This is a genomic window from Granulicella aggregans (assembly GCF_025685565.1).
GTDB lineage: Bacteria > Acidobacteriota > Terriglobia > Terriglobales > Acidobacteriaceae > Edaphobacter > Edaphobacter aggregans_B.
In genome coordinates this window covers 1,302,158-1,316,393 of sequence record NZ_JAGSYE010000001.1, presented here as the reverse complement: position 1 = coordinate 1,316,393, position 14,236 = coordinate 1,302,158, and the positions used below count along the sequence as shown (strand labels likewise).

12 protein-coding genes are annotated in these 14,236 nt (G+C 61.9%); 5 read left to right on the top strand and 7 right to left on the bottom strand.

Translation table 11 applies throughout. The features are described from left to right. Positions 1 to 37 precede the first annotated feature (37 nt). On the top strand, positions 38 to 217 hold the full coding sequence (locus OHL18_RS05270) for a hypothetical protein (RefSeq protein WP_263373776.1): 180 nt from the start codon (positions 38 to 40) through the stop codon (positions 215 to 217). Here the strand turns inward: OHL18_RS05270 and OHL18_RS05265 are convergent. From OHL18_RS05265 to OHL18_RS05245, 5 genes are all read right to left on the bottom strand, one after another. Continuing rightward, complete coding sequence (locus tag OHL18_RS05265; protein ID WP_263373775.1) at positions 206 to 3,889, bottom strand: TonB-dependent receptor; 3,684 nt, start codon at positions 3,887 to 3,889, stop codon at positions 206 to 208. The two genes, OHL18_RS05270 and OHL18_RS05265, sit on opposite strands and share 12 nt — an antisense overlap. A 214-nt stretch (positions 3,890 to 4,103) precedes the next feature. Further along, positions 4,104 to 4,790: an endonuclease III domain-containing protein gene (locus OHL18_RS05260; protein ID WP_263373774.1), complete on the bottom strand. Its 687-nt coding sequence runs from the start codon at positions 4,788 to 4,790 to the stop codon at positions 4,104 to 4,106. Next, a complete protein-coding gene (locus tag OHL18_RS05255) occupies positions 4,791 to 5,756 on the bottom strand; it encodes an isoaspartyl peptidase/L-asparaginase family protein (RefSeq protein ID WP_263373773.1) in 966 nt (321 codons plus the stop codon). Positions 5,757 to 5,797: 41 nt separating this feature from the next. Further along, positions 5,798 to 6,436: a CDP-alcohol phosphatidyltransferase family protein gene (locus OHL18_RS05250; RefSeq protein ID WP_263373772.1), complete on the bottom strand. Its 639-nt coding sequence runs from the start codon at positions 6,434 to 6,436 to the stop codon at positions 5,798 to 5,800. Positions 6,437 to 6,546: 110 nt separating this feature from the next. Further along, positions 6,547 to 7,047 (bottom strand): GreA/GreB family elongation factor, encoded by a 501-nt coding sequence (locus tag OHL18_RS05245; protein WP_263373771.1) that lies wholly within the window; start codon positions 7,045 to 7,047, stop codon positions 6,547 to 6,549. A 259-nt stretch (positions 7,048 to 7,306) separates the two neighbouring features. Between OHL18_RS05245 and OHL18_RS05240 the strand changes: the two genes are divergently transcribed. From OHL18_RS05240 to OHL18_RS05230, 3 genes are read left to right on the top strand one after another with little or no spacing between them, the layout of a single operon-like run. Next, on the top strand, positions 7,307 to 8,182 hold the full coding sequence (locus OHL18_RS05240; RefSeq protein ID WP_263373770.1) for a hypothetical protein: 876 nt from the start codon (positions 7,307 to 7,309) through the stop codon (positions 8,180 to 8,182). Continuing rightward, complete coding sequence (locus tag OHL18_RS05235) at positions 8,179 to 8,589, top strand: c-type cytochrome (protein ID WP_263373769.1); 411 nt, start codon at positions 8,179 to 8,181, stop codon at positions 8,587 to 8,589. Before OHL18_RS05240 ends, OHL18_RS05235 begins: the two co-directional genes overlap by 4 nt. A gap of 2 nt (positions 8,590 to 8,591) precedes the next feature. Next, positions 8,592 to 10,298, top strand: a complete 1,707-nt coding sequence (locus OHL18_RS05230; RefSeq protein ID WP_263373768.1) for a hypothetical protein — start codon at positions 8,592 to 8,594, stop codon at positions 10,296 to 10,298. Positions 10,299 to 10,399: 101 nt separating this feature from the next. On the opposite strand, the gene OHL18_RS05225 is transcribed toward OHL18_RS05230, so the two are convergent. After that, on the bottom strand, positions 10,400 to 12,700 hold the full coding sequence (locus OHL18_RS05225; protein ID WP_263373767.1) for a S53 family serine peptidase: 2,301 nt from the start codon (positions 12,698 to 12,700) through the stop codon (positions 10,400 to 10,402). 198 nt (positions 12,701 to 12,898) lie between these two features. Here OHL18_RS05225 and OHL18_RS05220 point away from each other — a divergent pair, with 198 nt between their 5' ends. Next, entirely contained in the window at positions 12,899 to 13,474 is a 576-nt protein-coding gene (locus tag OHL18_RS05220) for an AAA family ATPase (RefSeq protein WP_263373766.1), read from the top strand. 122 nt (positions 13,475 to 13,596) lie between these two features. On the opposite strand, the gene efp is transcribed toward OHL18_RS05220, so the two are convergent. Then, entirely contained in the window at positions 13,597 to 14,172 is a 576-nt protein-coding gene (efp, locus tag OHL18_RS05215) for an elongation factor P (protein WP_263373765.1), read from the bottom strand. Positions 14,173 to 14,236 lie beyond the last annotated feature (64 nt).

Below are 14,236 nucleotides of genomic sequence, written 5' to 3'. Positions count from 1 at the left end.
ATTGGTCGTTCGTGGTTGAAAGGTTCGAGCGGCTTGGGTGGTGCGAACGGTATCGGGATCCTTCGCTTCGCTCAGGATGACGGCAGGAACGAATAACGGCAAGAACAAGAGCAAGGGCAACGACAAAGGCCAATGCGGGGATCCTTCGACTCCGTCCGTCGCAAAAAACGCGACGGACTTCGCTCAGGATGACGGCTTTATTGAACTAGAAGGATAGGCGGGCCCCGAACTGGAACTGGCGTGGGTCGGAGGCGGCGGTCTCCTGTCCGGCGTTGGTGTAGAGGAGATTTACGTCGAGGGTGTTGTTCTTGTTGATGAGGTTGAAGGCGTCGGCGGTGATCTGCAGGGCGATCTCGTGGGGTAGGACGAAGGCGCGGGCGAGGCGGAAGTCGGTGAAGACGACGTAGGGTTTTACTGCGGCGTTGCGGCCCAGGTTGCCGTTGAAGTGGCTGTCGGTGGTGGCGGCGTTGGTGGGGGCGTCGATGTAGCAGGGCAGGTTGAAGGCTCCGGTGGGGGAGAACTTCGAGGCTACGGGGGCGGTGCCGCAGCTGGTTGGGGCAGAGTCGGGGGTAACGGCGTTGGGGCGGTCGGTGAGCGGGTTGAAGTCGAAGTTGGTGTCGGTGCCGGTGAGGATATTGAAGGGGCGGCCGGAGGAGATCTCGATGATGGGAGCGACGGTGAAGCCGGAGAGTGCTTTCTGCATGAAGGGTGAGCCCGACACCTTGCCGGAGTTGTAGACGCCGCTGAGGACGAGGCGGTGGCGCTGGTCGAAGGCCGAGCGGGAGCGTTCGGCGTTGGGGGCGAAGTTGTTCTGCGGAGAGTCGGAGGTGGATACCACATCCGTGGAGTCGTCGATAGCGTGCGACCAGGTGTAGCTGACGAGGCCTTCGAAGTTGGCTGAGTAGGACTTCTTGAGATTAACGGAGAGTCCGTTGTAGCTGGAGGTGCCGGTGGTGAGGTTGGGGGTCATGTCGCCGAAGGGGATGGACTGGCCGACGCCGAGGCCATAAGCAGCAGCGACCTGGCTGGCGAGTTCGACGCACTGGCCTGCGCCTTGCGAATCGAGGAACTGGCCCAGCGAGGTGTTGAGGCCGGATTTCCGGAAGAAGTTGAGCAGCGGAGGGGCGACGTAGGGGCCACTCGGTCCGACGCCGCAAGGGATGGTGCCGCTGGCGGTGGCGACGGTGAGTGGGTTCGAAGTGCCGGAGGCGACAGCGGACTGCGGAGTTCCGGGGAAGACTCCCGCGGTACCTGCGTTGACGGCGGCGACGGCGTTGCGCCAGTTAGTGACTACGAGCGCCGGGTTGACCGGGTTGACATTGACGGGGCGGTTGAGGTGGCGGCCTCCGGTGGAGTTGAAGGCGACGTTGAGCGAGTAGTTGTGGCCCAGGTCGCGCTCCACGCCGAAGGAGATCTGCTGAACGTAGGGGGTGACGTAGTGGAGATCGGCGGGCAGGCCGGAAGGAAGGATTGCGAGCGGGAATCCGGCGGCGAGGTAGTTCTGGTTGACGAAGAGGGAGTTGGAGTTGTCGGGGTCGAAGCGCTGCTGGCCGGGGATGTAATTCAGACTGGCTACGGGCAGGCAGTTGGCGTTGGAGAGCGAGCCCTGAAAGGTATTGGTCGCGTTCAGATTGAGCGGGCTGACAGTGCTGGCGGCGGTGCAGGGCGATCCTCCGGCGAGGATGACGAGCGGGACAGTGTCGGCGTTGAACTTGAGGGATTGGGATTCAAGATTGCCGGGCGCGCGGTCGTAGAAGATGCCGTAGTTGGCGCGGACGACGGTCTTGCCTTCGCCGGTGATGTCCCAGGCTGCACCGATGCGGGGTGCGACGTTGGAGTCCTGGAGGCGGATGCCTTCGCGAATGCCGTAAAGGCGCTCGGCTGCGGTGGTGCTGGGGTTGAGCGCGCCGGTGGTGGGGAAGGCTTCGACGTCGTAGCGGACGCCGTAGTTGAGGGTGACGCGGGGGATAATGCGCCAACTGTCTTCGAGGAAGCCGCCGAGGGTTTTGAGGTCGTACTTCGTGCTGGTTTTGCCGATGCCCTGGGCGAAGGACTGTGGCAGGCCTAGGCCGTAGGCCTGGATAGGCGAGAAGCCGGGGAGACCGGCGAGCGCGGGAGATACGTCGGTCGCGCTGAGGGCCGCGAAGCTGTAGTCGCCGCCACCGTAAAGCTGGCCCTGCTTCAGGTTGATGACGATGTAGCGGAGGTCGATACCGGCCTTGGCGGTGTGCGAGCCGCGGGTGTAGGTGAAGTTGTCCTGGAGCTGGGACTGGTCTTCGATGCGGTCGACAACGGAGAAGGGAGTCTTGCCGAAGTAGGCGAAGCCGGGGATGTTGACGGCGGTGCCGTCGCCGCCGGGAGCGTTGGTGTTCGAGAAGTTGATGGGGTGGCGGGCGAACTGGGCGCGCAGCTCGTTGACCTTGTTCGAGCCGAAGAGCGTGGTGTACTGGCCGACCAGCGAGAAGTCGTGGAAGCGCTGGGTGGCGGTGCGCGAGAAGGAGTTTTCGCCGAGGTTCTGGTTGGCGGCGTTCTCTTCGATGCCGGAGACGAAGCTGGGGCTGACGCTGGCGCGGAGGAAGAGCTGCTGATTCTCTGTGAGCTTGTGGTCGAGTCGAAGGGAGTAGACCTCGGTCTTTTCGCCGATGGGGAAGTTGCCGATGAGCGAGTTCAACGGGACGAACGACGCAGGTGTGGCCTGACCGGAGGTGACGAAGTTTGCCGCACCGATGGTGGGCTGAAGGAAGGCTGGATTCTGGCCGGTGGTCGCGAGTGAAGAAGACGAGCCGACCAGGGAGATGTACTGCTGGATGCCGGGTGTTGTCGCCGGAAGGCCGGCGAGGGCTGCGGCCTGCTGTGGAGTTCCCTCGATGGAGACGGAACCTGCAGGGTAGCCGAAGAATTTGCTGACGTCGATGGTAGTGAGGCCGAAGTTGTTGGAGCCGATGTCGGAGAAGCCGGTTTCATTGCGGCGGGTGATCTCGGTGGAGAAGAAGTAAAAGGTCTTGTCGGGGATGATGGCTCCGCCGACGGTGAAGCCGGCCTGGACGCGGGTGTAGGCAGGCTGGTCTACGGTGCTGAAGGGGTTGGTGGCCTGGATGTATCGGTTGCGGAGGAAGCCGAAGGCGCTGGCGTGGGTCTTGTTCGTGCCGGACTTGGTGATGATGTTGACGACTCCGCCGGAGGCCCGACCGTACTCGGCCGCGAAGCCGTTGGTGATGATCTGGAACTCCTGGACGGCGTCCTGCGAGACGGTGGCGCGGGTTCCGCCGGAGACGTAGTCGCCGGAGTCCGCGCCGTCGACGTTGATGGAGTTGGAACGGGCGCGGACGCCGCCGAAGTTCAGGCCGGAGGTGGGGATGGCGCCGACGGAGGGCGCGGCGTCGCGCGCTATCTGGGAGTTGGTGAGGGTGAAGTTGATGTAGTTGCGGCCGTTGGTGGGGAGGTTGGTGATCTTCTGCTGGTCGACGGTGGTGGATTGGGAGCTGCGCTGGGTTTCAATGACGTCGGCGCTGGCATCGACTATGACTTGCTCGTAGACACCGCCGATGGGAAGCGTCACAGAGAGTTCGGCCTGCTCGCCGACCGTGAGGGTCACATTCTTCTGCAGCTTGGGGTTGAATCCGTTTGCGCGGGTCGAGACCGAGTAGGTTCCGGGCGGCAGCAACAGAAGCTGGTAGTTGCCCTCAGCGTCGCTGATGCTGGTGCGAGTGAAGCCCTTGGTGTCATCGGCAATTGTAACCGTTGCACCGGGGATGGCTGCGCCGGTGGCATCACGAACGGTGCCGGAGAGCTGGGCGGTGGCGGTGTTCTGGGCGTGGAGCGCTGGCGATGCGAAGGTTACAGCGAGCAGCAGGAGCGCGGTGAGGCTCCGCAGGATACGGTTGAGCATTTAGAACACCTCTGCGAAATAGTGTCCGCCGGTGAGGTTCGTGGCGGATAAAGACTGCGATTTCGCGCGGGAATCTTCTACATGAATGAGCATTCAGTATGCAAGGTGATTGATCGGGGAGGGTTGAACGGTCATCTCAAAGAAGGCGGTCGAGCTGTGCTCGATGCCCACATCTCAGAATCGAAATATGGGCACCCGTCGTTGTGGCGGCGGGCTAGATGGTGGCGGCAGGGCAGATGTCGCGCAAGGGGCATCGAGAGCAGCGCGGATCATTCTTGGTGCAGCACTTTTGGCCGTGGAGCTTGATGAGGGAGTGGTGGTCGTCGAGCATGGCGGCTGACCAGATGGCGGGTGCCATCTCCATGATGCGGGTCTCGGCTTCGCGGGCGGTTGCAGACTTGTTGACGAAGCCCAGGCGCTGGACGATGCGGAGGTGGTGGCTGTCGACGCACATGGCGCGGCGGCGGAGGGTGGAGAAGTTGACCACGGCGGCGCTCGTCTTGACGCCTACGCCTTCGAACTTCTCAAGCCAGATACGGATCTTTTCGGTGGAGTGACGAGCAAGGAAGCTCAGGTTGAGGGAGCCATGACGCTCGGTGACGCGGACGAGCGCGGCCTTGAGGTTGATGGCTTTGGGTTCCGGGAAGGTGACGGGGCGGATGGTGTCTTCGATCTCGGGGATGGGGGCGTCGCGAAGGTTCTCCCAGGTGCCGAAGCGGGCTTTGAGCGCGGCCAGGACGGCGTGAGAGACGGGTGTCTTGGTGCGCGAGGAGAGCATGGAGTAGATCATCTGGGTGAGCGGGTCCCAGAGGTCGCGCGGTTCGGGTTGGCCGTAGTGGTTCAACAGACGGCGATGGACGTCTTCGAGTCGCGTGTCGGGAAAGAGTGAGGCGAGCTGCATTTAGGGTTCGTTGCGGGTGACGCCGAGGCTTGCGCCTTCGGGGGTCTGGATGCCCCAGGCCATGCGCGGGGTGTTGTGGGCGAGGCCGATGCGGCCGTCGGGGGCAAGGAGGATGATGCCGCCGTGGCCGCCGAGACGCTTGTGGAGGTAGGCGATTGCCTGGGCGGCTGCGTCTTCGGGGGCGACTCCAGCCTGGACGCGGTCGACCGCCCACTTGCCGAGGACGAGCTTCATGATGGGCTCGCCCCAGCCGGTGAGCGAGACAGCGGCGGAGAGGTTGTCGGCGTAACAGCCGCAGCCGATCAGCGATGAGTCGCCGACGCGCCCGGGGGCTTTCGAGAGCGTGCCGCCGGTGCTGGTGGCGGCGGCGATGTTTCCGTGGATGTCCAAAGCGACTGCTCCGACGGTGTCGTGGGAGTGGAGGGCCTTCGCCGCTTCTTTGTCGAGCGACGATTCAGCAGGGCCGGAGAAGGTCTCGTCTACGCCGCCGGCTAGTTCGGCCTGCTGGAAGGCGTAGAGGCGGGCCTGCTCACGAGGGATGACGAGGTCCATGTTGTCGCAGAGTTCCATGCCGTGCTGGCGGGCGAAGCGCTCGGCTCCCGCGCCGACGAAGTAGACGTGAGGGCTCTCGTCGAGGACGAGGCGGGCGGCCTTGATGGGGTTGCGGAGGCGTTCGACACAGGCCACACCGCCGGTGCGGAGGTTGGAGCCGTCCATGAGGAGAGCGTCGAGCTGGACGCGGCCGTCGCGGGTGAGGAAGCTGCCACGACCGGCGTCGAAAGTCTCGTCATCTTCCATGACGACGACAGCGGCTTCGACAGCGGAGACGGCGGTGCCACCGGCTTCAAGGACAGCATATCCGGCGGCGAGGGCGTTGGCGATGCCGTTCTCGTGGGCGGCGATCGCGTCGTCTGGCATGGCCCATGCGCCGCCGTGGATGATGAGGGTGTGTTTCGGGTGTGGCATCTGGAATCGATTCTAGCGGGGTCTTACCACGATGAATATCTTTAGCCGCGCTTCAGTTCCAGCATCTTCATCCGCTCGGTTTCGAGATACGTATAGCGGATGCGGTGGATGACGGTGACTGTTGAGAAGAAGGCGAGCACCCAGAGGGCGGCGGCCATCACTCCCCAATGGTTCGCCAGCGCTCCGAGGATGACGCAGACGATGCGCTCCGGGCGCTCCATGAAACCTACCTTGCAGCTTCCGATGAGCGCTTCAGCGCGGGCGCGGGTGTAGCTGACCATCAGGCATGCAGTCATGACGAAGGCGGTCAGGCCGACATAGAAGAGACGGTTGCCGCGGGCATAGAAGACCAGCAGGCCAAAGAAGATGGCTACGTCGGAGTAGCGGTCCATCACCGAGTCAAAGAAGGCTCCGAAGACCGAGACCTGGTTGGTGAGGCGGGCAACGCGGCCGTCGACCATGTCGAAGAGGCCGGCGCCGATGATGGTGAGGCCGGCGTAGACGAACATGCGGTCGGCGTTCTGGGCGCGGGCGAAGCCGAAGAAGAGCGCGGCCACGATGTTGATCAGCAGGCCGATGAAGGTGAGCGCGTTCGGGGAGATGCGGGTGAGCGCAAGACCGTTGACGATCTTCTGCAGCAGCCATCCGCTGCCCTTGCCAAATGCGTTCGTCCAGGTCATCTTGCTTTGATCATTTCGTTGCGGTCATCATTGGAGAGTTAGAGTTCAGATGTAGCGAAATGCGGGGATTCTTCGCTCCGCTCAGAATGACGGCCTTCTGAGGAGACGGTTCAAACGGCTTCGGGGGCTACCTCAGAGGTATCCGGCACATCGTGGATCGTTGTGAGTTTGAGGACTTCGAGTTCGCGTTTTCCGTTTGGGGTAACCACAGTCGCGATATCGCCGAGTTTCTTACCAAGCAGAGCGCGGCCGATAGGCGAGGTGGTAGAGATAAGGCCCTGAGCGACGTCGGACTCTTCGCTGGTGACGAGCTTGTAGGTGAGCTCTTCGTTTTTGCTGGAGTCGAAGACGACTACGGTCGCACCAAAGCCGACCTTGTCGTGGGGAATGTTGACAAGATTGACCATGGCGAGCTCGCCCATGCGCTTCTTGAGCTGGCCGAGGCGGGCGTTGACGAAGACCTGGCGCTGCTTGGCCATGTGGTATTCGGCGTTTTCGCTGAGATCGCCGAGCGCGACCGCCTTCTTGATCTCTGCGGGAAGCTCGGTGGTGAGCTCGTGTTCGAGCAACCTGATCTCTTCTTCGAGCCGTTTTTTGACTTGTTCTGGCATGGTTTCCGGATTTCTGACGAGTTGATTCCGACGCGCGTGCGGTAATCGGCTGCGTCTTTATGGGTAAAAAATGATTATACGACGGTTCTAAACAGGTACGAACCACTCCAAATTTGCATAGGGAACAAGCACGAACATTTCTTCTTCAATTGGATGGACTAAAGGCGACCCTTGTGGTCTTATATATCAAAGACCAAATAAGTCGGATATGAGCGTGGGGCAAAGAGTAGGCTCTTTCGTCATTCGCTGAGGTACGCCTGTGAATGCCCGTTTTGCTCCACCGTTGCGCCTAATTCTGGTGTCTTTGCTCGGCCTGGCCACTGTGCCCGCCCACGGGCAGGAGCCGCCGTACTTTGTGACCTACTCCCACGTGATGGAGGAGCCGGGGAACCTCGAGGTCGCGAGCCAGAACATCGGGGCTTCTCCGAAGAATGCCAACGCCTTCTACGGGCAGACGATCGAACTGGAGTACGGTGTGACGGCCTGGTATACGGCCGAGGTCTACTTCCAGGGCCAGACGACGCTGAAGGACTCGACCGTATTTACCGGATGGCGGCTGGAGAATCGGTTCCGGCCGCTGCGCAACGAGCACTGGATCAATCCTGTGATCTACGTCGAATACGAAGACATCAATAACGCCGATAAGAGCTTCCTTGAGATTACGGGGCACCATGTGATCTCGGACCAGGCGATTGCGAACGGGCTTCTGCGAAGCGATGTGGAGCGGTCTATCGAGGGCAAGCTGATCCTGTCGAGTAACTTCAAGGGGGTCAACGTCTCGGAGAACATCATCGCCGAGAAAAATGTGTCGAACGAGCCGTGGGAGTTTGGGTACGCAATTGGCGGAAGCCATTCGCTGGCATCGCACGCGAGTGCTTCGAACTGCCGTTTCTGTCGGCAATACTTTGCGGTGGGTGGGGAGCTGTTTGGCGGGCTGGGAACGCGGTACGACTTCGGGTTCAAGAGCACATCGATCTATGCGGGACCGACGGTTGCGTACAACTCGCCGCACAGCTACACGATTACCGCGGGCCCGGAGTTTGGGCTGAACGCGAACAGCGCGGCGGTGCTTTGGCGGCTGAAGGCTTCCTATGAGTTCCAGCAGGTCCGTGACCTGTTCCGGAGAAATCGATGAAGAGAGTTATGGGAGTAGCGGCGCTCGGATTGAGCGCATGTCTGTTAATGGGAGCGGCGGACGGTAGCTGGCTGCGGCGAGTTCCTGCTGCGGACAAGGCACGGGTGAATCCGTTGTCCGACCAGAAGGCGGCGGCGGAGGCTGGATTCCACGTTTATGAAGAAGAGTGTGCCAAGTGCCATGGGCGCGAGGCGCAGGGCAAGGGCAACCGACCGGCGCTGATCAGTGAGCGGATGAAGTCGACGACCGATGGCGACTTGGCGTGGCTGCTGCGGAATGGAAACTCCTGGAAGGGAATGCCCTCCTGGAGTGTCATGCCGGATGCAGAGCGGTGGCAACTGGTCGCCTACCTGCGGAGCCTGAATACACCGGCTGAAGCGCAGCACCTGGAAGGAGCAAGACAGTGAATTTGCGACAAGCAATTGCGGTTCGGCGCAAGGCTGGGAGAATGATGCTGGCGATGGGCGCGATGACGATGCTCTCGTGCGCCGTAATTATCGGTTGTGGTTCAGGGACGGCACCGAGCCTGGGTGGAGAGGCTGAGACAAAGGTGACTCCGGCAGCCGATCCCATTGGGGAACGACTGTTTCTGGATACGAGGTTCTCGGAGTACTTCGCCACGCATATGACGAACGTGAATGCGCCGCTGACGACTGGCGATCCAGTCGTCGCGACGGTGCAGACGGCGAATGGGCCGCTGCCAGGGCCGTTTGCCGGACAGTCGATCAACTGCCGCAGCTGCCACTTTGTAACGGAGTTCCAAGGAGTGGCCAACGCGGGCAACCGAACCTATGCGGACTTTACGACGCGCAGCCCGCTGCCGCTGTCGCAGAACGGCCTGGACGCTACGCCGCGCAATGCGATGCAGATGGTGGGGACGTTCGCGCCACATAGCGGGCCGCAGTTTCTGCACTTCGATGGCGAGTTCGCTACGGGTATAGACCTTGTGGTGGGGACGCTGACGGGACGAAACTTTGGATGGAAGCCGACGGAATATGACGCGGCGATCGCACATATCGCCAGGGTAATACGCGAGGATGACGGGTCGAGCCAGCTTGCGGCAGACCGCAGCGACGGGCTCTCCTATGGAATCCTCTTCAAGGGAACCGATTCGCGGATTACGTCGGATATTCTGCTGCCAGCTTCGCAGCGGATCGATGTGACGACAGCCACCGACACTCAGATCGTGAATGAAGTGGCACTGTGCATGGCACAGTACTTCGAAGATCTGCAATTCAAGCACGATAACTTTGGGCGTTACGACACGTCGCCTTACGATTTGTTTCTGAATGCAAACCATCTTCCGCTTGCTCCGCTGGTGGGAGAGACAGACCTGGCCTACAGCCAGCGGCTGTACCTGCAGGTCGTTGCGCTCAACAACCCGATCTACATTACGCCCGCGGATGGGACCTACGCCTACCACTCGTTCGACTTCAAGTTCGGAGCCCTGGAGCTGCAGGGGTTGAAGATATTCCTGAAGGCCGCGGCGTCAGGAAGCGGGACGGACCAGCATGCGGGCAACTGCGCGGCATGCCACACACCGCCGAACTTCTCGGACTTCGTCTTCCACAATACCGGCGTCTCGCAGGAGGAGTACGACGGCGTGCATGGATCGGGAGCGTTCGCGGCTCTGCATGTTCCGGGGCTTTCGGAGCGAAGCGCGGCATACGACCAATATCTGCCATCAAACCCAGCGCATCCGAATGCGAGTGAGGCTCTGCGCCGCCCGGCTGGAACGAATGCCAACTATGCCGACCTGGGGCTCTGGAACATCTACCTGAACCCGGCGTATCCGAACCCTCAGGCGAACATCAAGTCGGTCGTTTGCGCGACCGGGGTGGACTGCTCGGTCGATTCGGGGCTGGCATTGACGATTGCCGAGTTCAAGACACCACTGCTGCGGGACCTCGTGGACTCCGCGCCCTACTTCCACAACGGAAGCGCGGCCAAGTTCGACGATGTGGTGAACCACTACATCGCGTTCTCGGCGCTGGCGAAGGCAGGCGGCATGCGAAACGCTCCGGCGCAGTTTGCGAATATGTCGCTGTCGGCGGATGATCTGCAGGCGCTGGTGGCGTTCTTGACGTCGATCACGGAGGATTACGACGACGCGTAGGAGTGACGAGCAGAAGAGTAAACGCAGATTCCCTTCGGGAATGACAAACAAGAAATGGCCCGGATCTCAGTCGATCCGGGCCATTTTGTTTGTTGGTGGCGTTAGCGAGTGATGGTCAGGGTCAGGGTTGCGGTGACTGTCTTGCCTCCTCCGGTCGCGGTGATCTTGATGGGAAAGGTGGCGCGAGCTGCCGAAGAAGCCGCCGTCACTAGCATCTCGGTGGTGCCGGAACCGGGAGCGGCGATGGGGTTGGGCGAGAAGCTGACGGTGACGCCAGACTCCATTCCGGTGGCGGTGAAGGAGATGGGAGCACTGAATCCGCCAGAGACGGTGGTGGTTACGGTTGCGTAGCCGGAGTCGCCTCTCGGCAGGCTGCCTGCGGTTGGGGAGACGGCGACGGTAAAGCTACCCGAGCCGGTGGTCGAGGTGACGGTCAACGTGATAGTCGCGGTGTGGCTGCCAGAGGCCGCCGTGCCCGTGATGAGGACGCTGTAGGTACCGGCGGCTACGGTGGAGGCGACGGTGATGGTTGCCGTGGAGCCGCCACCTGAGGTGACCGAGCCGGGATTGAAGGCGACGGTGATGCCGGTGGGCGACGAGGCGCTCAGAGTGATGGTCTCCGCTGCGCCAGCTGTGACAGCAGTGGTGATGCTGGAGGTTCCCGAAGCTCCCGCAGCAATGGTGGTGGAGGTGGCGGCGATGCTGAAGTCGTTGGTTGGAGTGGTGGTTCCCGTCAGAGCAGTAATGAGGGCGGGCTTGGGCGAGCCCCAGCCGGTAACGAGGTCGTAGCCCGTGGTGGCGGAGTAGCTGCCGGAGGTGCCGCTGGTGATGTCGTGGAAGTTGGTGGCGTAGGCAGAGGTGACGTTCTGCGAGTAGATGGTGGGGTTGATGAAGCCGATGGTCGGCTTGCCGTTGGCGACAAGCTGCTGGTCGACGAGGGCGATGTAGGCGGCCCACATGGGAGCGGCGAAGCTGGTTCCGCCGTACTCATTGGCGAGGCAGGTGGTCTGGTCGGCGCAGGTGTAGAAGCTGAAGTTGGCGTTGGCGGAGACGTCGGGGCCGTTGCGGAGTGTGGTCGAGCCCTTGTTGCTGGAGTTGATGACGCCGGAGAGTTGCTGGTAGGAGGGGATGGCGATGCTGTCCGGGGTGATGCCGCCGCCGGAGTCGACCCATGCGGTCTCGGACGACCAAGGACCAGCGGCGCTGGAGGTCACGAGGTCGGTGCCGCCGACCGAGACGACGTAAGCGTCGTCCGCGGGCCACGCTTCATTCTTGCTAGACCAGGTGGAGCTGTCGCCCGATGCGGCGAAGAAGTTCTGGCCCTGAGCAGACATCTTCTGGAAGTAAGGATCGAGGGTGGTGGGGTCGGCTGGTGTCCATCCCCAGGAGCAGCCGATGGTGGTGGGCAGCGGGGAGTGGGTGGTCATGGAGGAGATGATGGCAGTGTCGAGCGAGCCGACGTACATGGTGAGACTGGCGAGGCCAGGGGCCATGCCGAGTGCCTGGGTCATGTCGAGGGTCTGCTCAGTGTCGTCGCAGTTGCCGCCAGCGCGGGTGTCGAGGCAGGAGGTGCTGGTGCCGTCGGTGGAGAGCAGGGTGATGGGGACGTTGTTGGTCTGGCCGACGTTCTTATAGTAGGTGGTGAGGTCGGCCAGGTCGGTTCCGAGGTACTCGAAGAGCCCGAGGTTCTGACCGGCACCGGTGAGGGTAGTCCCGGTAGCGTAGGCGGCGCGCATATCGCTGCCGAGGAAAGAGGCTGATGGGCCGGAGCCAGTGCTGGCATGGGTCTTGACAGCCTCGGGCGAGATGCCGTGGGCCTGGGCGTATTCGGTCTTGCTGACGTGGAGGGCATGCGGGAGCGAGTAGTTATCGAGGCCTGAGACGTGCCAGAGGTTGAACGAGAGGTTCGGCGTGGGCTCGCGGTCCGGAGCGAAGAAGACTCGGTCTTCGGTTGGGTGCTGGTAGGTGCGCAGAGCGATGTGCATCGCGGACTCGACCGCGGCGACGGTGCCCTTTACCTGGACTTCCATGCCATCGCGGCTGCCGCCGGTGACGGTGAGAGCGTTGTTCTTCGCGAAGGCGAGGACTTCGTCGTACTGGGCCTGGGTGGGGCCGAACATCGCGGTGAACTCGGCTGGCGTGAGGTATTTATGGAAGGTCGGGCTCTTGGGGTTATAGAGGTCCGCAAGGAAAGCTTTGAGGCCAGCGGGGTCGCGGAGCGGGAGGACGAGGTCGAGGCTCATGACTTCAGCGGAGGGCTTGCGTCCGATGAGGCGAGCTTCACCAGTCCGGGTAACCTCACGCACGTGGTGCGTCATGACGGATTGGGCCGGGGAGGCGATGGGAAGTGCCGAGGCAATCGCTACGATTGCGAGAAAAAGGGAGCAAAATCTCCGAATCACGAGGGTCTCCTTGTGCTGGTGCGAAGATGCTTTCTTTCAGTGAACAGGCGTCGATTGTGTCAGGGGAGTTACTAAGTGTCAACGAAATGTTACAAAAGTTACGGTATTTTGGTGTGTCCCGCTCCCTGGCTGGCCGCATCGAGACGGCCGGTTTGAGATTGTGCATTCGGAGTTCCACAAGGATTTGGGGGAGATGAGATGAAGCTGATCTTTATCTATGGGCTGCCGGCGTCCGGCAAACTGACAGTAGCCAAGGAACTTGCGGCTGCCACCGGATACAAGCTGTTCCACAATCACCTCGCAGTGGACCTGCTGCTGCCGGTCTTCGAGTTTGGCAGCGAGGCGTTTGTACAGCTACGGGAAGAGGTGTGGCTGCTGGTCTTCGCGGAGGCGTGCCGGAGCGGAGTTCCGGGAATGATCTTTACGTTTGCGCAGGAGCGCACCGTGACCGCCGGGTTCGTCGCGAACGCTGTGGAGTTGATGACGAGGATGGGCGGCACGGTTGAGTTCGTCCGGCTGGAGTGCCCGATCGAGGAGCTGCGTGCACGCATGGATGCGGCCTCGCGGCAGGCTTATGGGAAGTTGACTTCGGTGGAGATGTTCGATGAACTGCTGGCCGATGGCGCGTTTGAGGCGGATGCGATACCGGTGGCGCGGGTGACGGTGGACACGGGGGCTTGTTCGCCTGCGGAAGCGGCGGAGCAGATTGCAAAAGCACTTGTCCTGCCGGACGGGCGCCCTGCGAGGGCGGCGGGCGCTCACGCGCCTTCCTAACGCTACGCTCGGTCCTCCCGCTGGTCGGGCGCAAGGATTCTCTTCTCGACCAACGGGAGAGCCCGCGAAGCCCAAGACATGTCACGAAGTGACCGCCCCGCGCGCAGCGGGTCTTTCAGCTTCTAGGCGCGGCCGGAGAACTCGCCGGTTTCGGTGGTGACCTTTACCTTTTCGCCTTCCTTGATAAAGAGAGGCACCTTGATCTCGAGGCCGGTCTCGAGGGTCGCGGACTTGGTCACGCTGCCGCTGGAGGTGTCGCCGCGAACGCCGGGTTCGGTACTGGTCACGTCGAGCTCGACGAAGATGGGAAGCTGCAGGCCGATGGGGTTGCCGTTGTACATGTGGAGTTGCAGCATGGCGCCTTCGATGAGGAAGTCGAGCGCGTTGCCGACCATCTTCTCGGTGAGAGTGAGGGTCTCAAAGCTCTCCTGGTCGAGGAAGTGCGAGCCTTCACCATCGGTATAGAGATAGGAGGCGGGCACGAGGACCAAGTCGGGTTCCTTGAACTTGTCCTGGGCCTTGAAGGTCTTCTCGAAGACGGCAGAGGTGAGGAGGTTGCGCATCTTCAGGCGAACAAGAGTCTGGCCGCCGCGCGCGGTGGGAGAGCTGATGTCGGAGTCCAGACAGGCGTAGGGGACGTTTTCGAGCTCGAAGAGCATCTTGCGTTTTACGTTGATTGCGTCGATCAGTGCGGCCATAAGTTCCTCGGAAGAAAGCGGACCGGCGAGGGCCGGTCTTCGTTGTTCAGTATAAAGTGCAGGG

Excerpts from the sequence above, each read along its gene's own strand:
- OHL18_RS05265 (WP_263373775.1), bottom strand. The coding sequence starts at position 3,889 with ATGCTCAACCGTATCCTGCGGAGCCTCACCGCGCTCCTGCTGCTCGCT.
- OHL18_RS05260 (WP_263373774.1), bottom strand. The coding sequence starts at position 4,790 with ATGCAGCTCGCCTCACTCTTTCCCGACACGCGACTCGAAGACGTCCAT.
- OHL18_RS05255 (WP_263373773.1), bottom strand. The coding sequence starts at position 5,756 with ATGCCACACCCGAAACACACCCTCATCATCCACGGCGGCGCATGGGCC.
- OHL18_RS05250 (WP_263373772.1), bottom strand. The coding sequence starts at position 6,436 with ATGACCTGGACGAACGCATTTGGCAAGGGCAGCGGATGGCTGCTGCAG.
- OHL18_RS05245 (WP_263373771.1), bottom strand. The coding sequence starts at position 7,047 with ATGCCAGAACAAGTCAAAAAACGGCTCGAAGAAGAGATCAGGTTGCTC.
- OHL18_RS05235 (WP_263373769.1), top strand. The coding sequence starts at position 8,179 with ATGAAGAGAGTTATGGGAGTAGCGGCGCTCGGATTGAGCGCATGTCTG.
- OHL18_RS05220 (WP_263373766.1), top strand. The coding sequence starts at position 12,899 with ATGAAGCTGATCTTTATCTATGGGCTGCCGGCGTCCGGCAAACTGACA.
- efp (WP_263373765.1), bottom strand. The coding sequence starts at position 14,172 with ATGGCCGCACTGATCGACGCAATCAACGTAAAACGCAAGATGCTCTTC.